19 protein-coding genes are annotated in these 21,219 nt (G+C 63.2%); 12 read left to right on the forward strand and 7 right to left on the reverse strand.

Annotated elements, in window-relative coordinates:
- Positions 1–27: 27 nt before the first annotated feature.
- The 7 genes from NFH98_RS09765 to can all read right to left on the reverse strand — a co-directional run bounded on the left by NFH98_RS09765 (position 28) and on the right by can (position 7,898).
- The gene (locus NFH98_RS09765) at positions 28–957 is read right to left on the reverse strand and encodes a LysR family transcriptional regulator (protein WP_349622614.1); all 930 of its coding nucleotides are present in this window, start codon (positions 955–957) and stop codon (positions 28–30) included.
- Between the two features lie 108 nt (positions 958–1,065).
- Complete coding sequence (locus NFH98_RS09770; protein WP_349623109.1) at positions 1,066–2,094, reverse strand: ABC transporter ATP-binding protein; 1,029 nt, start codon at positions 2,092–2,094, stop codon at positions 1,066–1,068.
- A 65-nt stretch (positions 2,095–2,159) separates the two neighbouring features.
- A complete protein-coding gene (locus NFH98_RS09775; protein WP_349591088.1) occupies positions 2,160–3,182 on the reverse strand; it encodes an ABC transporter ATP-binding protein in 1,023 nt (340 codons plus the stop codon).
- A gap of 10 nt (positions 3,183–3,192) precedes the next feature.
- Positions 3,193–4,134, reverse strand: a complete 942-nt coding sequence (locus tag NFH98_RS09780; protein ID WP_045992061.1) for an ABC transporter permease — start codon at positions 4,132–4,134, stop codon at positions 3,193–3,195.
- Positions 4,131–5,177, reverse strand: a complete 1,047-nt coding sequence (locus NFH98_RS09785) for an ABC transporter permease (protein ID WP_045992062.1) — start codon at positions 5,175–5,177, stop codon at positions 4,131–4,133. The genes NFH98_RS09780 and NFH98_RS09785 overlap by 4 nt, the downstream gene beginning before the upstream one ends.
- A gap of 104 nt (positions 5,178–5,281) precedes the next feature.
- Entirely contained in the window at positions 5,282–6,853 is a 1,572-nt protein-coding gene (locus NFH98_RS09790) for an ABC transporter substrate-binding protein (RefSeq protein ID WP_045992063.1), read from the reverse strand.
- A gap of 397 nt (positions 6,854–7,250) precedes the next feature.
- Positions 7,251–7,898: a carbonate dehydratase gene (can, locus tag NFH98_RS09795; RefSeq protein WP_045992064.1), complete on the reverse strand. Its 648-nt coding sequence runs from the start codon at positions 7,896–7,898 to the stop codon at positions 7,251–7,253.
- Positions 7,899–8,120: 222 nt separating this feature from the next.
- Between can and gorA the strand changes: the two genes are divergently transcribed.
- The 12 genes from gorA to NFH98_RS09855 all read left to right on the forward strand — a co-directional run bounded on the left by gorA (position 8,121) and on the right by NFH98_RS09855 (position 21,023).
- Positions 8,121–9,482, forward strand: a complete 1,362-nt coding sequence (gorA, locus tag NFH98_RS09800; RefSeq protein ID WP_240184148.1) for a glutathione-disulfide reductase — start codon at positions 8,121–8,123, stop codon at positions 9,480–9,482.
- Positions 9,483–9,793: 311 nt separating this feature from the next.
- Positions 9,794–10,372: a diaminobutyrate acetyltransferase gene (gene ectA, locus NFH98_RS09805; RefSeq protein ID WP_045992066.1), complete on the forward strand. Its 579-nt coding sequence runs from the start codon at positions 9,794–9,796 to the stop codon at positions 10,370–10,372.
- Between the two features lie 85 nt (positions 10,373–10,457).
- Complete coding sequence (gene ectB, locus NFH98_RS09810) at positions 10,458–11,723, forward strand: diaminobutyrate--2-oxoglutarate transaminase (RefSeq protein WP_045992067.1); 1,266 nt, start codon at positions 10,458–10,460, stop codon at positions 11,721–11,723.
- Between the two features lie 194 nt (positions 11,724–11,917).
- The gene (locus NFH98_RS09815) at positions 11,918–12,310 is read left to right on the forward strand and encodes an ectoine synthase (protein ID WP_045992068.1); all 393 of its coding nucleotides are present in this window, start codon (positions 11,918–11,920) and stop codon (positions 12,308–12,310) included.
- A gap of 258 nt (positions 12,311–12,568) precedes the next feature.
- Positions 12,569–13,540, forward strand: a complete 972-nt coding sequence (locus tag NFH98_RS09820; protein WP_348816107.1) for a SphA family protein — start codon at positions 12,569–12,571, stop codon at positions 13,538–13,540.
- A gap of 589 nt (positions 13,541–14,129) precedes the next feature.
- The gene (locus NFH98_RS09825; RefSeq protein WP_349622615.1) at positions 14,130–15,137 is read left to right on the forward strand and encodes a TRAP transporter substrate-binding protein; all 1,008 of its coding nucleotides are present in this window, start codon (positions 14,130–14,132) and stop codon (positions 15,135–15,137) included.
- 57 nt (positions 15,138–15,194) lie between these two features.
- Positions 15,195–15,824 (forward strand): TRAP transporter small permease, encoded by a 630-nt coding sequence (locus NFH98_RS09830; protein ID WP_231498708.1) that lies wholly within the window; start codon positions 15,195–15,197, stop codon positions 15,822–15,824.
- Between the two features lie 2 nt (positions 15,825–15,826).
- Positions 15,827–17,107, forward strand: coding sequence for a TRAP transporter large permease (locus NFH98_RS09835; protein ID WP_253556326.1), 1,281 nt, complete (start codon positions 15,827–15,829; stop codon positions 17,105–17,107).
- A 74-nt stretch (positions 17,108–17,181) separates the two neighbouring features.
- Positions 17,182–18,324, forward strand: a complete 1,143-nt coding sequence (locus tag NFH98_RS09840; RefSeq protein ID WP_349622616.1) for a mandelate racemase/muconate lactonizing enzyme family protein — start codon at positions 17,182–17,184, stop codon at positions 18,322–18,324.
- Entirely contained in the window at positions 18,321–19,184 is an 864-nt protein-coding gene (locus NFH98_RS09845) for an amidohydrolase family protein (protein ID WP_222516809.1), read from the forward strand. Before NFH98_RS09840 ends, NFH98_RS09845 begins: the two co-directional genes overlap by 4 nt.
- Positions 19,185–19,234: 50 nt before the next feature.
- Complete coding sequence (locus NFH98_RS09850; RefSeq protein WP_349622617.1) at positions 19,235–20,047, forward strand: NAD-dependent epimerase/dehydratase family protein; 813 nt, start codon at positions 19,235–19,237, stop codon at positions 20,045–20,047.
- 217 nt (positions 20,048–20,264) lie between these two features.
- A complete protein-coding gene (locus NFH98_RS09855) occupies positions 20,265–21,023 on the forward strand; it encodes a FadR/GntR family transcriptional regulator (protein WP_108133624.1) in 759 nt (252 codons plus the stop codon).
- The last annotated feature ends 196 nt before the right edge of the window (positions 21,024–21,219 follow it).

Raw genomic sequence — 21,219 nt, forward strand, 5'->3', positions numbered from 1 at the left:
TAGGTCTCCGCTGGGTGGTCGGGGGCATCATGGTTGAGCCTCGGTCTCGAGGGCGTGAGCACACAGCTCCTGCCAGGCGGCGTCGACCGCCGCGCGACGGGTCGAGAGGTGGCGATACAGGCGAATATCGAAGGACACCGTCCAGCGTGGCGGTCCTGCCGCCACCAGCGCGCCGGAGGCCAGCGCCTCGCCCAGGCTGCGCTCGGGCAACCAGCCCAGCCCATAGCCCAGCGCGACGAGTTCTCGGATATTGCCGCTCTGTACGCTCTCGTTGAGCACCGTCAGGGTAGGGGCGTCGCCGAGTCGGTCCAGGTGGGAGCGGATGGCGGCATCGATCATGCCCCGGGGATGATAGGCGATCAATGGCAGGGCGCGCCCTTTGCCGCCTTCCAGCGCAAAGCGAGGCTGGCCGCTGGCATCCGGCAGGCACACCGGTATAAAGCGCTCGCGGCCGATGACGCAATAATCGGTGTCCTCGTTGGCCAGCTCCAGCGGATTGCCGCTGGTCGGCCAGTAGCACAGGGCAAGATCGATCTCGCCGGAGGCAAGTCCCTGGAAATAGTCGCCCACCAGCCAGGCGGTGGCACGCAGGTAGGGCTGCAGCGGCGGTGGCGACTGCCAGCCGCTGAGCCACTGGGGCAGGAACTGCGCCAGCAGGCTCTGGGGTGCCCCCAGGCGTAGCTGTCCGGCCTGTTCCTCAGCCATCTGCGCCAGTCGCTGGCGGGTCAGGTCGACCCGCCGGGTGACGTCGTGACACATGGCGAGGAAGGCCTCGCCGGCCGGCGTCAGCGACAGCGGCAGGGTCTGACGGTTGATCAGGGTGGTGCCCATCTCCTCTTCGAGCAGCTTGATGCGCCGAGAGAAGGTGGGCTGGGTCACGTTCTGTTCTTCGGCGGCACGGGAAAAATGACGCGTGCGGGCCAAGGCGAGAAAGTCTTCCAGCCAACGTATTTCCATGGAAGTATCACCTGTCCTGCGAAACGTCGATTGTGCCAGATAACCCGACGCCGGGCGTACCCGGCGTCGGCGTGTTGCAGGTGAAGGCGATGGAGGTCAAGGCAGCGGTCAAGACAGACGACCTTCCTCGACACCATGACAGGCGACCTGGCCGCCCTCGTCGGTGGCGATCAGACGGGGAATCTCCCGGCGGCAGCGCTCGTTGGCGTGGGGGCAGCGCCCGTGGAACACGCAGCCCGAGGGCAGGTTCACCGGGGTCGGCACCTCGCCCTGCAGACGCAGGTGCTGGGGACGGTCGTCCTCCAGGCGTGGAATCGCCGACATCAGCGCCTGGGTGTAGGGGTGACGCGGGCGGGCGAACAGCGTCGCCGTGGGCGCCACCTCGCACACGCGGCCCAGGTACATCACCGCCACCCGGGTACCGAAATGCTCCACCACCGCCAGGTCGTGGGTGATGAACAGGTAGGTGAGATGGTGCTCGCGCTGGGCTTCCATCAACAGGTTCAGCACCTGGGCCTGGATCGACACGTCCAGCGCCGAAATCGGCTCGTCGGCGACGATGAATTCCGGGTCCACCGCCAGTGCCCGGGCGATGGCGATACGCTGTCGCTGTCCACCGGAGAATTCGTGACCGTAGCGCGAGCCCCAGTCCGGCGCGATGCCCACCGAACTCATCACCTCGTGCACCTTGTCGACGACCTGCTGCGGCTTCCAGTCCGGGTGGTGAAGGCGGATCGGCTCTTCCAGCGTCTGCTGGATGGTCATACGCGGATTGAGCGAGGCGTAGGGGTTCTGGAAGATCATCTGCATGCGCTGACGGAAAGGCAGCAATGCTTTCGAATCGAGATGATCGATACGCTCGCCGTCGTAATGGATCTCGCCGGCGCTGGGCCGCAGCAGGCCCATTACGGTGCGCGCTACCGTCGACTTGCCGCAGCCGGACTCGCCCACCACGCACAGCGACTCCCCGCGGCGGATGTCCAGGTCGACCCCGTTGATCGCGTGCACGTGCTGTTGCTCGCGCACGATACGACCACGCCGAAACTTGAGCTGCTCGAGGAAATCCCCGGACAGCGAAAAGCGCTTTTCCAGCCCGCGGATCTCGAGCAGGCTGTCGCCTCCAGCGGCAGGGGGCATGTTGGCGGGGCCGTCCTGCTGAATCGGCTCGGTCGGCGGTTTGACGGCTGCCTGAGTGGTCTGGCTCATGAGTTGTCCTCCCTGGCCACGATGCGCTCGGCATCCTGCATCTCGGCGACCATATGGCAGGCCACCTCACAGTTGCCGGAGCGCACGAAGGCCGGTACCTCGGTCTTGCAGGGTGTCCGTTCGCTGCCGTCGTGGCGCTGGGTAAAGTCGCAGCGCGGATGAAACGGACAGCCGCTGGGGAGCTGGCTCAACGACGGCATGCTGCCACGTATCTGGTTGAGCCGCTCGCCCGGGGTCGCCATCTGGGGCAGGGCGTTGATCAACCCCTGGGTGTAGGGATGCTGCGGATCATTGATGATCTCTCGGGTCGGGCCCTGTTCGATCACCCGTCCGGCGTACATCACCAGCATGCGCTGGGTCACCTGGCTGACCACGCCGAGATCGTGGGTGATCAGGATCAGGCCGACGTTGTGCTTCTCGCACAGCTCCAGCAACAACGCCATGATCTCCGCCTGAATGGTCACATCCAGGGCGGTGGTGGGCTCGTCGGCGATGATGATATCCGGGTCGAGCAGCAGCGCGATGGCGATGATGATGCGCTGACGCATCCCGCCGGACAGCTCATGGGGATACTGGTCCAGGCGCTTTTCCGGCGACGGGATCTGCACCTGCTCGAGCTTGCGCAGTGAGATCGCACGGGCTTCCTTGCCGGAGATACGGCGGTGAGCCTTGAGGCATTCCACCATCTGCTCACCGATGGACAGCACCGGATTGAGCGTCATCATCGGATCCTGGAAGATCATCGAGATGCGGTGGCCGCGCACCTTGCGCAGGGCGCGCTCGCCGAGCCCGGTCAGTTCCTGGCCATCGAAGGTGATGCTGCCACCGGCGATATAGCCCGGCTTGGCGATCAGGTTCAGCAGGCTGAAGGCGGCGACCGACTTGCCGGCGCCGGATTCGCCCACGATGCCCAGACGCTCTCCACGATCCAGGCTGAACGACACATCGCGCAGTGCCTTCACGTCGCCCTGTCGCAGGGCGAAGCGCACGTCGAGGTGATTGACGTCGAGTAGTGCCATGATGTCTACCTCAGCCCTTGTACAGTCGTGGATTGAGCACGTCGCGCAGCCAGTCGCCGAGCAGGTTGATCACCAGCACCAGCACCACCAGCACCAGGCCCGGAATCAGGGTGATCCACCAGGAACCGGACTGGATGTAGTCGAAGCCGGACTTGATCAACGAGCCCAGCGACGGCTGGGTCTCGGGCATGCCGAGGCCGAGAAACGACAGCGCCGCCTCGGAAATGATGGCGTTGGCCACCTGCACGGTGGAGATGACGAAGATCGGCGACAGGGTGTTGGGCAGGATGTGACGGAACATGATCCGCCGGCTGCGCAGGCCCATCACCCGGGCGGCGTCGACGTACTCCTTGGAGCGCTCTGCCAGCACCGAGGCACGCACGGTACGGGCGTACTGGGGCCATTCGGCCAGGCCGATGATCAGCACCAGCAGCCACATGGCATAGTCGGAGTAGGTGGCGCCGCCGAAGATCGCCTTGAACAGGGCGCCCACCACGATGGCCACCATCAACGTCGAGAACGACAGCTGGATATCTGCCAGGCGCATCAGAAAGGCGTCGACGCGCCCACCCAGATAACCCGCCAGCAGGCCGAAGCACACCCCCAGGGTGGCCTGCAGCGCCACGGCGCCGAAGCCGATGACCAGCGACACCCGCATGCCGTAGAGGATGGTCGAGAGCAGGTCGCGCCCCTGGGAATCGGTACCCATCAGGTACTGGGGGTCGGCGCCGTCGATCCAGAACGGCGGCAGCTCGGATGCAAGGATGTCGATCTGGGCCAGGTCGTAGGGATCGGCCGGCGCAAGCCAAGGCGCCAGCAGCGCGGCCAGGACCATCACCACGAAGATCAGAAGACTGGTCTGGGCGATCAGGTCGCGTTTGAAACTGTACAAGAGGTAGGAGTCGCGAAACCGCTCCCACCGGCTGCTCGTCGCAGTGCTCTGGGTGCTCATGCGGGCTTACCTGTCAGCTTGACGGTGGGATTGACCAGGCCATAGATCAAGTCGACCAGGGTGTTGGTGATCACGAAGATCAGGCCGACGATCATCAGGTAGGTCACGATCAGGGGGATGTCCGAGCGCTCGATGGCGTCGAGGAACATCAGGCCCATGCCGGGCCACTGGAACACCGTCTCGGTGAGGATGGTGTAGGCCACCAGGGTACCGATCTGCACGCCGCCGACGGTGATGACCGGCAACATGGTGTTCTTCAGCGCGTGCAGGAAGTAGATGCGACGCATCGAGATGCCCTTGGCCCGGGCGAACTTGACGTACTCCGACTGCATCACCTCGAGCATCTCTGCGCGGATCAGGCGAATGAACAGCGGCAGCATGATCGAGGCCAGCGAGATGGCCGGCAGCACCAGGTAGGTCAGGCCTTCCAGCGAGGCGAAGTTGGTGGTCCAGGTGCCGAACACGTGGATAGGGTCGCCGCGACCGTAGGCCGGCATGCCGCCCTCGGTGGACAGCAGGCCGTTGAGCCAGGCGCCCCAGCCGGTATCGGCGGGGAAGGGCGTGAAGCTCACGCCGATGGCGAACAGCTGGATCAACACGATAGCGGTGAGAAACACCGGGATGGAGATGCCGATGATCGACACCCCCATGAAGAAACGGGACAGCCAGGCGCGGGGCTTGATCGCGCTGTAGACGCCGATCGGCACCGACAGGAAGATGATCAGGAGGGTCGAGGCGAATACCAGCTCCAGGGTCGCCGGCAGGTGTCGCAGGACCACCTCGGTAGTCGGCTCGTTGTAGATGTACGAATAGCCGAAGTCGAACTGGGCGGCGTTGACGGCGAAACGGAAGTACTGCACCAGGAAGGGATCGTTGAGCCCCAGTTCCTCGCGCAGCACCTCGCGCTCGCTCTCGGGCACCGACTGACCCACCATCTGCTGGATGGGATCACCCAGGTTGTCCTGGATGGCGAAGGCGATCACGCTGATGACAAACATCACCAGCAGCGCATGAAAGAGGCGCTTGATCAGAAATGCGATCATGGGGATTGTCCAGGGTACAGGCGCTCGACTCCGCGACCATGTCACGGAGCCGAGGCAGCTGCTGAATGGGAGCTTGCAGGCACCGCGCGGCGGTGCCTGTCGTCTTACTCTTCTTCGATGACCAGATCCCCGAGGTAGGGGAAGTTCATCACGTTGACCACCGGCTCGATGTCGACGTTGGCCGCAGAGGCCCAGGCCAGGTTCTGCCAGTGCAGCGGAATGAAGGCGGCATCGTCGTAGAGGCCCTGCTCGAGTTCACGCAGCATCTCTCCACGCTTTTCCAGATCCACCTCGAGGTTGGCGTCGACCATCAGCTGGTCGAGCTCCTCGTTGCAGTAGTTGCCGGCGTTGTACTGGCCGCCACCGCTGTCGGCGTCCGGACACTCGGTCAGGTACTGGTGGAAGTTGGCGGAGTCTTCGGTGTCGGAGTGCCAGCCGATCATCATCATGTCGGCGGCGCGATCATCGTACTCGCCCCAGTACTGGGCCTTGGGCAGGGTCTTCAGGTCCACCGTGACGTTGATCCGCGCCAGCATGGCGGCTACCGCCTGGGCAATCTTGGCGTCGTTCACGTAGCGGTTGTTGGGCGCCATCATGCTGACCGAGAAGCCGTCCTCATAGCCCGCTTCGGCCATCAGTTCCTTGGCCCGGTCGAGATCGAAGCGCGGCTCGAGATCCGGGTTGTGGCCGGAGTAGCCCTCTGGCGAGAACTGGGCGGCCGGGGTGGCGAAGCCCTTCATCAGACGATCGGCGATGCCTTCCTGGTTGATCGCGTAGTTGAAGGCCTGACGCACGCGCGGGTCCTGGAAGGCCTCGACCCGCTCCTGGTTCATGTGGAACAGGATGATGCGGGTGCCCGACATGGTCACCAGATTGGTGTCCTCGTCGCTCTCGATACGCTCCAGATCGTTGGGCGGTACCGGCGCGATGAAGTCGACGTCACCGGACAGCAGGGCGGCGACGCGGGTGGCGTTCTCGCCGATCGGGGTCAGGGTGATGGCGTCGACGTTGCCCGGGGACTCGCTGTCCCAGTAGTCATCGAAGCGTTCGAAGTCGACCCGAACGCCCTGCTGGCGGTTGGTCACCTGGAAGGGGCCGGTACCGGAGATGTTGCGCGAGGCGTAGGAGTTGCCGTTCTTGACGATCTCGTCCTTGGCCTTGCCGCCGTCGGTCTCGCCGGAATAGAACTGGCTGTCCATCGGGAAGATGTAGGTGGCCATGTTCAGCAGCAGCGGGTTGGGCCGCTTGGAGACGATCTCCACGGTGTGCTCGTCGACCACGTTGACCGTCTCGATGGGCTCGAAGATGGCCTTGAAGTCCGGGCTGCGCTTGAGGCGCTCCACCGTCCAGGCGACGTCCTCGGCGGTGAAGGGGTTGCCGGAATGGAAGGTGACCCCTTCGCGCAGGCTGATGCGCATGGTGGTGTCGTCGACCTGCTCCCACTCGGTGGCGAGTCTGGGCTCGAACTCGAAGTCCTTGGTCCAGCGCACCAGCGGATCGAAGGCCATGTGCGACAGTTGCAGGATACCGCCGGAGAGCTGCTCATGGATGTCCAGCGACACCGGATCGGCGTCGTAGGCCATGCGCAGGGTGTTTTCGGCCAGTGCGGTCTGGGGCAGGGCAGCCGTCAGCATGGCGGCACCGAGGGCACCGGCCAGAAGGGTCTTCTTGAACATGGAAGGAGTTCCTGCTTGTTGAGGTTGTTGTAATTGCCAGTCGGACGCCTTGGTCAATGTTGTAAGCGCCGGCTAGTCAATGTCCTGCATCAACATAGTGAGGTGTCGCGTTTAAACACAATCGAAATTGTGACAGCACCCATGCGAGGAACGAATATGGGCCCGGGGAGCGTGTCTTCAAGGAGCAGACAAGCGCTGAGCGACGAGAAGGTGGCGCAGACAGAAAAGTAAGGGGAAATAGAGGAGCTGAGGTAGCCGGCGGAGGCGAGTGAGGTAACCGCAAGTGCAAGCGCCCCCGAACGAGATTCGGGGGCGCGAAAGGGCAATCGACACAGCGCCGAGGCGACAGTGGTGTCCAGGGTCGCCTGGCGGTCAATCGGTCAGTTCAGACCAGCCGTCACTGCTGGGGCGGGCAGACGCGGTCGATGCGATAGAGCTGGGCGACCTGATCCAGGCCGTGCACGCTGCATTCCAGATCGGTGACACGACCGTCGCTGAGGCCATAGACCCAGCCATGCACCGACAGCGCCTGGCCGCGCTGCCAGGCACGCTGGACGATCTTGGTACGACACAGCGTCTTGACCTGAGACTTGACGTTGAGCTCGCACATGCGATCCACCTGTTCGTCCAGCGGCAGATGCTCGAGTTCCGAGCGATGCATGCTGTAGAGTTCGCGTACGCTGTGCAACCAGTTGTCCACCATACCGTTCTCGCCGCCGGTGACCGCAGCGCGCACGCCGCCACAGTTGTAGTGGCCGACGATCATGATGTGACGTACCTTGAGCACGTCCACCGCGAACTGCACCACCGACAGGGCGTTCATGTCATTGTGATAGAGCAGGTTGGCGACGTTACGGTGGACGAACACCTCACCCGGGGGAAGGTCGATGATCTGGTTGGCCGGCACGCGGCTGTCGGAACAACCGATCCACAGATACTCCGGGCTTTGCTGCTGAGCAAGGCGGGCAAAGAAATCAGGGTCTTCCTGGCAGATTCTGTCGGCCCAGGCCCGATTATTGGCGAGCAGATTGTCGATATCACTCATGAACTTTCCCCGTGCAAGCAGTGGATGGCTAAAGTGGTGCATGTTTTTACCCCCCTCGGTCAAGGTGGTCAAGCACCCTCCCGTGGTAGCCAGCCCGCTGGTATCATGGGAAGGTTTCCCATCCTGGTGGGCCTCGAGGCAGGTCCCTGGTAGGCCAGGCCCCTAATGATCCGACAGCGGTCCCGACAACAAGGGCCCCAGCAACAGAATCAGGAGACGCAAGTGTCACAATTCGACTATGACCTCTTTGTCATCGGTGCCGGCTCCGGTGGTGTCCGCGCTGCCCGTACCGCGGCGGCAACCGGGGCCAGGGTGGCCGTCGCCGAGGATCGCTACCTCGGCGGTACCTGCGTCAACGTGGGCTGCGTGCCCAAGAAGCTCTACTCCTACGCCGCACACTTCCACGAGGCTTTCGACGACGCTCGCGGCTTCGGCTGGCAGCTCGACCAGGCGCCGAGCTTCGACTGGGCGACCCTGCGCGACAACAAGATCGGTGAGATCAAGCGACTCAACGGCATCTACGGCAAGCTGCTGGACAACGCCGGGGTGCGCCTGATCAACGGTCGCGCCAAGGTGGTGGACGAACACCGTGTCGAGGTCGGCGGCGAGACCATCAGCGCCGAGAAGATCCTGGTGGCGGTGGGTGGCTGGCCCTGGGTGCCGCCGTTCCCCGGCAGCGAACTGGCAATGAACTCCAACCAGATCTTCGACCTGGACGAGTTTCCCAAGCGCTTTCTGGTGCTTGGCGGCGGCTATATCGCCGTGGAGTTCGCCAGCATCTTCAACGGCCTGGGCGCCGACGCCCACCTGCTGTATCGCGGCGACCTGTTCCTGCGCGGCTTCGACCAGGAGGTGCGCGAGTTCACCCGCGACGAGATGGCCAAGAAGGGCGTCAACCTGCACTTCAACACCAACATCGAGTCCCTCGAGAAGGTCGAAGGCGGGATCAAGGCCACCCTGACCAACGGCGAGACCCTTGAGGTGGATGCCGTGCTGTCCGCCACCGGCCGCAAGCCGCATCTGGAAGGCCTGGGCCTGGACCAGCTCGACATCGCGCTCAACGAGAACGGCTCCATCCAGGTCAACGATCGCTTCGAGACCTCGGTGCCCTCGATCCTGGCGCTGGGCGACGTGACCGGCGGTCCTGAGCTGACGCCGGTGGCCCTGGCCGAGGCCATGCATCTGGTTGCACACCACTACGGTGACGCGCCCAAGGCGCCGATGAACTACGACAACATCGCCACTGCGGTGTTCTGCCATCCCAACATCGGCACCGTTGGCCTGTCCGAAGAGAAGGCCCGCGAGGTGTGCAAGGCGGTCCGCGTCTACAGCGCCGACTTCCGTCCCATGAAGCACACCCTGTCCGGCAGCGATGAACGCTGCCTGATGAAGCTGATCGTCGACGACGAAAGCGACGTGGTGGTAGGGGCGCACATGGTCGGCGAGGAGGCCGGCGAGGTGATCCAGGGCATCGCCATCGCGGTGCGTGCGGGCCTGACCAAGGCAGATTTCGATGCGACCGTCGGCATCCACCCGACCGGCGCCGAAGAGTTCGTCACCATGCGCACGCCGACGCGTACCTGAGACCGGCGTCACGATACGACAAGGGCACCTGTGGGTGCCCTTTTTTGTGGCCTTTTCTCGCCGATCCGAAAGGGCCGACTATACTGCTTCAGGCGGACGAAATCGTCTCGTTGGAGAGGCAATCGATTACGCCAAAGGGATAGGGGAGGTGAGCGGCAGCGATCGCTCCGAGCCGCCATGAGACGTGGCCTGGCGCTGCTCGCATAATTTTTTTTTATGCTTCCAGGGGTTAAGAATAATCCAGATTTTGAAATGTCATACTCGACTGTTATAATGGTTGTCCAAATTCGCTACAGCGAAGCATAACGAACATGACCGCAAGCACTGAGCCCTTCACACCATCAGCCGACCTCGCCAAGCCTACGGTGGCGGACGCGGTGGTGGGTCACGAAGCGGCGCCGCTGTTTATTCGCAAGTCCACTCCCGAGGATGGCTGGGGCATCTACGAGCTGGTCAAGTCCTGCCCGCCCCTGGACGTCAACTCCGCCTACGCCTACCTGTTGCTGGCCACCCAGTTCCGTGACAGTTGTGCCGTTGCCACCAACGAGGAAGGCGAGATCGTCGGCTTTGTCTCCGGCTACGTGAAGTCCAATGCTCCGGACACCTACTTTCTGTGGCAGGTCGCGGTGGGCGAGAAGGCCCGCGGTACCGGCCTGGCCCGCAGACTGGTCGAAGCCATCCTGACCCGCCCTGAATTTGCCGAGGTCCACCACCTCGAGACCACCATCACACCGGATAACCAGGCTTCCTGGGGCTTGTTCCGCCGCCTGGCCGATCGCTGGCAGGCGCCGTTGAACAGCCGCGAGTACTTCTCTACCGACCAATTGGGTGGAGAGCACGATCCGGAAAACCTGGTGCGCATCGGTCCCTTCGACACGACGCGTATCTAACGGCTTCCAGGGTGGTGACAGGGCGCCAGCGTCCGTCGCCACCGATACCCGATAACTTCCCCTACGAACCCGACAGGAGGTCGCAATGCAGACCCAGATCCTCGAACGCATGGAATCCGAAGTTCGTACCTATTCCCGTTCCTTTCCGGTGGTCTTCACCAAGGCGCAGAACGCTCGCCTGACCGACGAGGAAGGCCGCGAGTACATCGACTTTCTGGCCGGTGCCGGCACCTTGAACTACGGCCATAACAACCCGCACCTGAAGCAGGCGCTGGTCGACTATCTGGCCACCGACGGCATCATCCACGGTCTTGATTTCTGGACCGCCGCCAAGCGCGACTATCTGGAGACCCTGGAAGAGGTGATCCTCAAGCCGCGTGGTCTCGACTACAAGGTCCACCTCCCGGGGCCGACCGGCACCAATGCCGTCGAGGCTGCCATTCGCCTCGCTCGTGTGGCCAAGGGTCGTCACAACATCGTGACCTTCACCAATGGCTTCCACGGCGTGACCATGGGGGCGCTGGCCACCACCGGCAACCGCAAGTTCCGCGAGGCGACCGGCGGTATTCCGACCCAGGGTGCGGCCTTCATGCCCTTCGATGGCTACATGGGTAGCGAGACCGATACCCTGGACTACTTCGAGAAGCTGCTCGGCGACAAGTCCGGTGGTCTCGACGTGCCCGCCGCGGTCATCGTCGAAACGGTCCAGGGCGAGGGCGGCATCAATGTGGCCGGCCTGGATTGGCTCAAGCGTCTCGAGGGCATCTGCCGCGACAATGACATCCTGCTGATCATCGATGATATCCAGGCGGGCTGTGGTCGTACCGGCAAGTTTTTCAGCTTCGAGCATGCCGGCATCACACCGGACATCGTTACCAACTCCAAGTCGCTGTCCGCACTCGGCCTGCCGTTCGCCCACGTGCTGATGCGCCCGGAGCTCGACAAGTGGAAGCCGGGTCAGTACAACGGTACCTTCCGTGGCTTCAACCTGGCCTTCGTCACCGCTACCGCTGCCATGCGCAAGTACTGGAGCGACGATACCTTCGAGCGTGACATCCAGCGCAAGGCGCGGATCGTGGAAGAGCGCTTTCAGAAGATCGCCGCCTGGCTTAGCGACAAGGGGTATCCGGCTTCCGAGCGTGGCCGCGGCCTGATGCGCGGCATCGACGTGGAAAGCGGCGATATCGCCGACAAGATCACCGCCAAGGCCTTCGAGAACGGCCTGGTGATCGAGACCAGTGGCCAGGACGGTGAGGTGGTCAAGTGCCTGTGTCCGCTGACCATCACCGACGAGGATCTGATCGAAGGTCTCGATATCCTCGAGCGCAGCACCCACGAGGCGCTAAGCTGAAACAGGATACGCCCGCAGGCTATCTGCGGGCAGGCGCCAGCAGCAAGGTGCCGCTGATCCTGCCCTGAGCAATATGTAAAGCGAGGGCTCGCCCTCGCTTTTTCTGCGGACGCCACCAGCGCTCGAAGCCTCGCACAGGGCCTTTCGATGCCCGGCACCGCCGACGCCCCCGACACCCGACAACGGAGAATTCGATGATCGTTCGCAACCTGGAAGAAGCCCGTCAGACCGACCGCCTGGTAAAGGCAGAGAACGGTAACTGGGACAGCACCCGCCTGATGCTCGCCGATGACGGCGGTCAGTGTTCCTTCCACATCACCCGTATCTTCGAGGGTACCGAGACCCACATCCACTACAAGCATCACTTCGAGGCGGTGTTCTGCATCGAGGGCGAAGGCGAGGTGGAGACCCTGGCCGACGGCAAGATCTGGCCGATCAAGCCGGGCGACATCTACATCCTGGATCAGCATGACGAGCACCTGCTGCGTGCTTCCAAGACCATGCACCTGGCCTGCGTGTTCACTCCGGGCCTGACGGGCAAGGAAGTGCACCGCGAAGATGGCTCCTACGCGCCCGCCGGCGAGTAAGGGCGTACCGCCAGGATTGAACCGGAACTCGCTTCCCGCACCCGACAACGGCGCCCCTTGGGGCGCCGTTGTCGTATCTGGCCAATCGACCGAAGTAATCGCAGGACGACCGAAGTAGTCGCAGGACGCTGGAGGTAGACGTCACGGGAAGAGCAGCAGGGTACGTGGGGGCATAGGAGGCAGGTACGTCAAAATTGTGCCCAAAAGTTCGTAGTGCTTCCTATACTTTGCAGCAAACTTCTCAATGGAACCGTCCCCATGGCCATTTGTCGCCCCCGACTCCTGACCTCCGGTATGTATCACTACCTGCTGGCAGCGCCGATCCTTGGTGCAGCACTGCTGGCCCCAGCGACGGCTCATGCCTCGGAAGGTGGCAGCAGCATCTATGTACCGGGCGCCTATAACGACTTTGCCGCAGGCTTGGCCCCGCCACCCGGGGTCTATGCGCGCAACGACCTGGTGCGCTACGAGGGCGATATCGGCGCGCGCCCCCTGGGCGGGCGGCTGTCGGCGGGTCTCGACCAGACGCTGTGGTTCAACCTGCTCAAGCTGACCTGGGTGACCGACGTCGAGTGGCTCGGTGCCACCTACATCGCCGGGATCAATCTTCCCTACGTGTTTGACGTCAGCGTCGATCTCGAGGCCAGCATCCCAGGCCAGGAACGCTTCAACACCGGAAGCAACAGCGGCTTCGGTGATCCGTACCTGGTGCCGGTCGCCCTCAACTGGGCCAACGGGACTCACCACACCACGGCGGCGGTGGGTATCAATATTCCGGTGGGGCGCTACGACGAGAACGATCGGATCAACCTGGGGCGGCACTACTGGTCGATCGATCCCACCATTACCTACAGCTGGCTGCCCGAAAGCGGATGGGACCTGTCGATGACCGCGGGCATCCTGTTCAACTTCAAGAACGATGCCACCGACTACACCACCGGCGACGAGTTTCACTTGGACGTGCTGGCGGCGAAGTACCTGACACCAAGCTTCGGACTGGGTCTGGCCGGGTACGTGTACGAACAGCTCGAGTCGGACTCGGGACCGGTACCGGATCGCCTGGAAGATGGTTTTCGCAGTAGCGGGGCAGGGGTAGGGCCGGCCTTCATGAAGAGCGTCTCACTCGGCCAGGCGCCGGTCACCTTGATCGGCAAGTGGCTTCACGATGTGTCATCGGAAAATCGCTTCGATGGCGATACGGTGTCGCTGTCGGCGGCCTGGGCCTTCTAGCCATCTCCCGACCAGCGCCCGATCCGATGGTTCGGGCGCGCCGCCTCGATCCTTCCCCCGAACGAATCTCCGCCATGTTCTCGGGCGCTCAGCGGCGCCCGATTCTCCCTTTGTTCTGCATTGATATTGTCTGCGCTGAATGTCTTTATCAGCCGAGGCCTTGCACGTCCCTCGAGACTTCCTGCCGCCTATGCAGCTCAGGCGGCACAGGGACACAGCAGGCCACGCGTCACGCTCGAAAATGACAGCATTTTACAACTAAGCTGCCGCTGCAGCGGGGCCTCTCTGCACCAGAAACAGGTTTCGGACAGATCGTTATTGCCCGCTAATAAAGGGCTTTTCCGAAAAATGTCGATCATGTTGGCCGCCTTGGCTAACGCACCTCGACAGTGGCATTGCACTTTAGTCAAAAAGTGTCAGGAAGGGGTTGCAGCCAGGAAGTCCTCTCTTCTACTTTGTCATACATAGTATGCCATGGTTTCCAGAAAACGGCTCAGGCCATCGCCATGTGATGGCAGTACGAGAGGGCCGGACACTTGCCCATCCGGGTATGACAACAACGCCAACAAGGTCAACCAGAGGACTCGCCATGAATCCCGCTGCTTCACGCAAGCTCACCCGCGCCATCCATCTTGCCGGCCTGGCCGCGACCACCGCCTTGCTGGCAACGCCAGCCCTGGCCGAACAGTGGCGCGGCTGGAACATTCATCCTCCCGAGTACCCCAACAGCATTGCGCTGGAGACCTTCGCCAAGGAGGTGGACGAGCGAACGGAAGGGCGCATCACGTCAAAGGTCTATCACAACGCCGTGCTGGGGGATCAGCCCGATGCCATCGAGCAGACCCGCAACGGTGCTCTGGATTTCGGCAACTTCAACATGGGCCCCATGGGTCCGATGGTGCCGGCTGCCAACGTACTCTCGCTGCCCTTCATCTTTGAAAGTGAAGAGCGCATGTACGAACTGATGGATGGCGAGATCGGCGAACGCTTCGCCGAGGCGATGGAGGAGCAGGGCCTGGTCGCGCTGGGTTGGTTCGGGGCAGGCTCGCGCAGCCTCTACAACACCGACCATCCGGTCGAGACTCCGAAAGATGTCGAGGGCATGAAGGTCCGGGTCATGAACAACGACCTCTACGTCGACATGATCGATGCGCTGGGTGGCAACGCCACCCCCATGGCCTACGGTGAGGTCTACCAATCGCTGACGACCGGTGTGATCGACGGCGCCGAGAACAACTTCCCGTCCTACGAATCCAGCGGCCACTACGAGGTTGCCGGCTACTACTCGCTGACCAACCACCTGGTCATTCCCGAGTGCCTGTGCATGGCCCGCAGCACCTGGGACGAGCTGTCCGAAGAGGACCAGGCGGCGGTCCGGGAGGCCGGGCAGGTCGCCACCGAGCAGCAGCGTGAACTGTGGGAAGAGCGTACCGCCGCCAGTCGGCAAACGGCGCTGGATGCAGGCGTCGAGATCAATGAGGTTCCGGACAAGTCAGAATTCCAGGCGCTGATGCAACCGGTCTATGAGGGCTTTCTTGCCGAGAACCCGGACCTGGCGTCGCTGGTCGACGACATTCGCGCGGCTCAGGCCGACTGATCCCATTGATACGAGAGCCCCGTCCCCGGTGCCGGGGGCGGGCGGGGAGGCTGATGCGTGAACGCACCCACCGACACCTCTGACGTCGGGTCCGAGCAAACCGAGTCAGAGCAAGAGGGCGCCACGGTACGCCGTGGTGCCTTTCCTCCGGCATCGCCGGAGTCACGAAGCATACGCTACAAGCGTGAAACACCCAGCCGACTGGACCGCATCCTCGACAGTATCGCCCATGGTTGCATCATGGTGGCCGGGGTGCTGCTGGTGTTGCTGATCATCACCTTTGGCTGGCTGGTATTTGGCCGCTACGTGCTCAATGACACCCCCACCTGGGTCGAGCAGACGGCGCTTCTGAGCGTGGCCTACATCACCTTTCTCGGCGCCGCTGCCGGCGTTCGTCACAACAGCCACCTGTCCATCGACCTGCTGCGCGACAACATGCCGGCGCCGATCAAGGGTCTGATGCACCATCTGGCGGATCTGTTCGTGGTGGCCTTTGGCGGCTTCATGGCCTGGCAGGGCTGGCAGTTGATGATGACCAACCTGGCACGACCTATCCCGATGCTCGGACTCTCCGAAAGCTGGCGTGCCGCGCCGCTGGCGATCTGTGGCGCGCTGATGGTGCTGTTCGCTGTGGCCAACATCGTCAAGCGGCTTGGCGGCCGGCACAACCCGACCCAGGAGGACTGAGCATGGGACTCGCTATCGTTTTTGGACTCTTTGCCCTGGGACTGGCGGTCGGCGCTCCGGTGGCCTTTGCGGTAGGACTGGCAGCAGTAGGGGGCTTTCTCTATGAGGGACTGCCGCTGTTCGTGGCATTCCAGCGCATCCTCTCGGGCATTTCGGTGTTTTCGCTGCTGGCGATTCCGTTCTTTATCTTCGCCGGCGAGCTGATGCTGCACGGCGGAATTTCCCAGCGCCTGGTGCGCCTGGCCTCTGCCGCAGTGGGCCGGGTGCGCGGAGGGCTCGGGGTGGTCAATGTGACCTCTTCGATGCTGTTCGGCGGGATTTCCGGTTCCGCGGTGGCGGACACCTCGGCGCTCGGCTCCATCCTGATTCCGGTGATGAAGGAGAAGGGCTACGACGCGGACTACGCGGTCAACGTGACGGTGACCTCGTCGGTGGCCGGGGTGGTGATTCCGCCCAGCCACAACATGATCCTCTACGCCGTGGCGGCCGGCGGTGGCCTGTCCATCACCAAGCTGTTCATGGCGGGCATCGTGCCGGGCATCCTGATGTGTGGCCTGCTGGCCCTGGCCGCCTATCTGGTAGCGGTCAAGCGTGGTTACCAAGGCGAGCGCTTTCCGGGCTGGCAGGCGCTGGCGATCAGCTTTGCCGCCGCACTGCCAGGGTTGCTGACCGCGGTCATCATCGTGGGCGGCGTGCTGTCTGGCGTGCTGACGGTGACCGAGTCAGGCGCCTTCGGGGCCATCTACGCCATCGTCATCACCGCACTGGTCTATCGCGAGCTGCGCTGGGCATCGTTCAAGCAGGCGGTCTACCAGTCGGTGCGCACCACCGCGCTGGTGATGATCCTGGTCGGCTGCGCCTCGGCGTTCTCCTATCTGCTCGCCCTGTATAGCGTGCCGGAGTTGCTGTCCAACACACTGCTCGGGATCACCGACAATCCGCTCGCCATCCTGCTGATGCTGAACCTGATCCTGCTGGCACTCGGCATGATCATGGACATGGCGGCGCTGATCCTGATCTGCACGCCGATCTTCCTGCCGATTGCCGCCCAGTTCGGCATGGATCCGATCCAGTTCGGCATCATGATGATGATGAATCTGGGGCTCGGGCTGTGCACACCGCCGGTGGGTGCCTGCCTGTTTGTCGGCAGCGTGGTCGGCAAGATCAAGATTGAGCAGACCGTTCGCACCATCTGGCCGTTTTACCTGGCGTTGTTCGCCGCTCTGATGCTGGTGACCTACGTTCCGGCACTGTCCATGGCGCTGCCCAACATGCTGGAGTGATGGCGACCATGCCAAGCCAGCCTTTGACGAGGCGCCACACACCGCTGACCACCTACAGGAAAAGAGGCACACCGATGAAGATCGCCAGGGTCGAGACCCATCTGCTGGATCATCCCCTTGAACAGGCCTTCGAAAGTGCTTCCATGCGCTTCGAACGCCGCCAGCACTGCCTGGTGGAGATCACCTGCGAAGACGGCACCGTCGGCTGGGGGGAGTGCCTCGGTCCGGCCCAGGCCAACGCCGCGGTGGTGACCACCTACGCCGACACCCTGATCGGCGCCAACCCGCTGGAGCATGAAAGACTGTGGCTCGTGCTCTACAACCGGCTGCGTGACCAGGGCCAGCGGGGGCTGACCATGACCGCCCTCAGCGGCATCGACATCGCGCTGTGGGACATCAAGGGCAAGCACTACGGTGCCAGCGTGTCGGAGCTCTTGGGAGGGCGTTTTCGCGAACGCGTCCAGGCCTACGCCACCGGCTCCTTTCGTCGCGATGGCGTGGACCGGGTCAGTGATATCGCCGCGGAGGTGGCGGGCTACGCCGAGGAAGGCTTTCACGGGGTCAAGATCAAGATCGGCTTCAACGTCGAGGAAGATCTTCGGGTCATCGCCGCCGTGCGCGAGGCCATCGGTCCCGATCGGCGTCTGATGATCGATGCCAACCACGGCTATGACCTGCTGGAGGCCCTCGAGGTCGGCAAGCGGGCGGCGGCTTACGACGTCGACTGGTTCGAGGAACCGGTACTACCGGAGCAGATTCATACCTATCGCGCGGTGCGCGATGGCCAGCCTCTACCGGTCGCCAGTGGCGAGAACTGGCATGGCCGCTACGCCATGCAGGAGCCGCTGGCCAGTCGCGCCATCGATATCTGCCAGCCCGACATATGCGGCGTCGGCGGCTTCACCGAGATGCGGCGCGTCGTGGATATGGCGGCGCTTCATGGCGTGCGCCTGATTCCCCATGTGTGGGGCACCGCCGTGTGCATCGCCGCCAGCCTTCAGGCCATGGCGGCGCTGCCGCCCAATCCGCCGAGACGTGAGCCGATCGAACCCATCATGGAGTTCGATCGGACCCACAATCCCTTCCGCCAGGCAATTGTCACCCAGCCGCTGGAGCATCATCAGGGCTGGGTCGATATCCCTGACGGCCCTGGACTGGGCATCGAGATCGATCGCGACGCCCTGACACGTTTCGCCCTCAAGGAGACAAGACAGTGATACCGGCCAATACCCGTCCGCTGGAAGGGCGCGCGCCCAGGCTGAAGGCACCCGCCGGCGCCACCGATTGCCATATTCATCTCTTCCTCGATGGCTACAAAGGCCAGCCAGGCGGGCCGCCGATCAAGGAGTTGGCAACCGTCGAGGATCTCCGGCGCTTCCAGCGCTGGATGGGGCTCGACAGGGTGGTCGTGACCCAGTCCAACGCCTATCAGTTCGACAATGGCGCCTTGCTTGCTTCGCTCGATCAACTGGGCCTGGACAAGGCCCGCGGGGTCGCCGCCGTCAGTCCTGACACCCCTTTGAAAACCCTCGAAGACTGGCATGGCCGAGGTGTACGCGGCGCACGCATCATGAACCTGGGCGGAGGCGCCATGCCGTTGGCTCGCCTGCCCGAGGTCGAGCCGTTGATCGCGCCCCTGGGCTGGCACCTGATGGTACAGTTCAATGGCCGCGAGCTCGACCAGCACCTGCCGATGCTGGAACGTATCGAGTGCCCGTACATCATCGATCATATCGGCAAGTTCATCGATCCGGTGCCGGCCGATGATCCTCGCGTCGATGCCATTCTCAGGCTGCTTGACCGCGGCAACGCCTGGTTCAAGGTCTGCGCCGGTTACGAGACCAGCCTGAGCGGAGGGCCCGACTACGACGACGTCGGCGCCATCGCCCGGCGGGTCATCAACCACGCACCGGAGCGCATCCTCTGGGGCAGCAACTGGCCCCATGTTGGTGTCCCGCGAGATCAGTACCCCGACGACCCTGACCAGCTCGACGTACTGCTGGCCTGGGCCAATGAGCAGCAGCGCCAACGCATCCTGGTCGACAATCCCGCCGAACTGTACGGCTTCGGTCGCTGAAGGCGCGTATCACGAGACACGAGACACGACACCCGAGAAGGAATTCTGACATGTTGAATCGACTGCTGGTCACCGGCGCCGCCGGGGGCCTGGGCACCGCTCTGAGACCTCATTTGAGTCGCCTGGCGAAGGAGGTCCGCCTGTCCGACATGGTCGCCGTCGACCAGGACGTGACCCACGACACCCGCCATGAAGAGATCGTCACGGCAGACCTGACCGACGTCGATGCTGTCGCTCGCCTGGTGGAAGGCTGCGATGGTGTTATCCACCTGGGCGGTGTATCGGTGGAGCGCTCCTGGCAGCAGATCCTGCCGGCCAACATCATGGGCACCTATCACCTCTATGAGGCGGTGCGCCGTCATGACAAGCCGCGGGTGGTATTCGCCAGTTCCAACCACGTCATCGGCTTCTACCCACAGCATCAGCGGCTGGACGCCAAGGTGCCGAAACGCCCGGATTCGCTCTATGGCGTGTCGAAAAGCTTCGGCGAGGACCTCGCCAGTCTGTACTTCGACAAGTTCGGGGTCGAAACCCTGGCGGTGCGTATTGGCTCCTGCTTCCCTGAGCCCGCCGATGCCCGCATGCTGGCTACCTGGATGAGCGTCGAGGATTTCATGGCGTTGCTCGAGCGCGCCTTCTGCGTCCCTGAACTGGGCTACACCGTGGTCTACGGCGCCTCCAACAACGCCGAACAATGGTGGGACAATCGCGAAGCAGGCTTTCTGGGCTGGGTGCCCAAGGACAGCTCCGAACCCTGGCGTACCGAGATCGAGGCCAGGGGAGGGCGGCTGGCTCCCGATGATCCTTCGGTGCGCTTCCAGGGCGGCAAGTTTGCAGGCCAGGGCCATCCTGACGATGAATAGCCACTGAATCGTCGCGGAAAGCCACCAGGCATCCGTGTCCGGCACTGGCAGAGGGATAGAGGATCGAGCAGCCAGACACCGGGGACCTGACGCCATCGCCTTGATACACTGGCGTCCTGATAGTCAGTGCTGATCTACAGCCCTGATAAATAGCCCTGAAAAATAGCGCTTTGCGGCACGTCGCGTCATCGCCACGCGAACTGAAGAGGAATCGACCATGGCAGCCAAGCCAGCACCCCGCACGGAACCGGCACCGCTAAACGTCAAGAAGCTGACGCGTGAAGGCAGTCTGTCGATGAACGTGGCCGACCAGCTGGAAGGTCTGATCACCGCCGGAACCATCGCCGTCGGCGAGAAGCTGCCGACAGAAAGCGGCCTGTGTGATTCCTTCGGTGTCAGCAGGACGGTGATTCGCGAGGCGGTGGCTCACCTCAAGTCGCTGGGCCTGGTCGAGGCACGGCGTGGTGTCGGCACCACGGTGATCCGGGCCGCACCGGCCGAGGCCATGCCCGCCAAGCGGATTCGCCCGACCACCGTCGAAGATATCCTGCATGTCATCGAGCTGCGGCTTAATCTGGAGCCTGCGGCGGCAGCACTGGCCGCCGAGCGCTTCGAGGCCGACGACGAGACTCGCCTGCGTGATACCCATGCGGCCTTCGTCAAGGCCCGTCAGCAGCGTAGTCAGGCTCGCAACGAGGACTTCGAGTTCCACCACGCGATTGCCAGGGCCACCCACAATCCGTTCTTCCCTCAGGCGCTGGAGCAGCTCAACCTGAGCGCGATTCCACGCTCGAAGCTCGCGACCAGCGAGGTCAATACCGACTCCACCAGCACCTATCTGAAGCGCGTGGAAGCCGAGCATCAGGACGTTCTCGACGCGATCCTGTCACGCCAGCCCGACGCCGCCAGAGCCGCCATGGCACGCCACCTGGAACGCGCCCGGGAGACCTACCAGCAGTTCAAGGAGAAGGGTTGAGTCAGTGCCGGCCACCAGAGCATCAGATCGTGCTCGTGTGAATGTGAGTGGCCGCCACGTAGGGATGCCAGCTCGATGATCTGAATCCGTTGGGCTCGGTGGGAAGCTACCGCCGGGTTCGAGGTAAGTTCGAGGTAGATAAGGACAGCGATTGATGCGGGGTTCTGGTGACAAGAGGCTGTTATCAGCCTTCACA

This window comes from Halomonas sp. H33-56 (assembly GCF_040147035.1).
GTDB classification, from domain to species: Bacteria; Pseudomonadota; Gammaproteobacteria; order Pseudomonadales; family Halomonadaceae; genus Halomonas; species Halomonas litopenaei.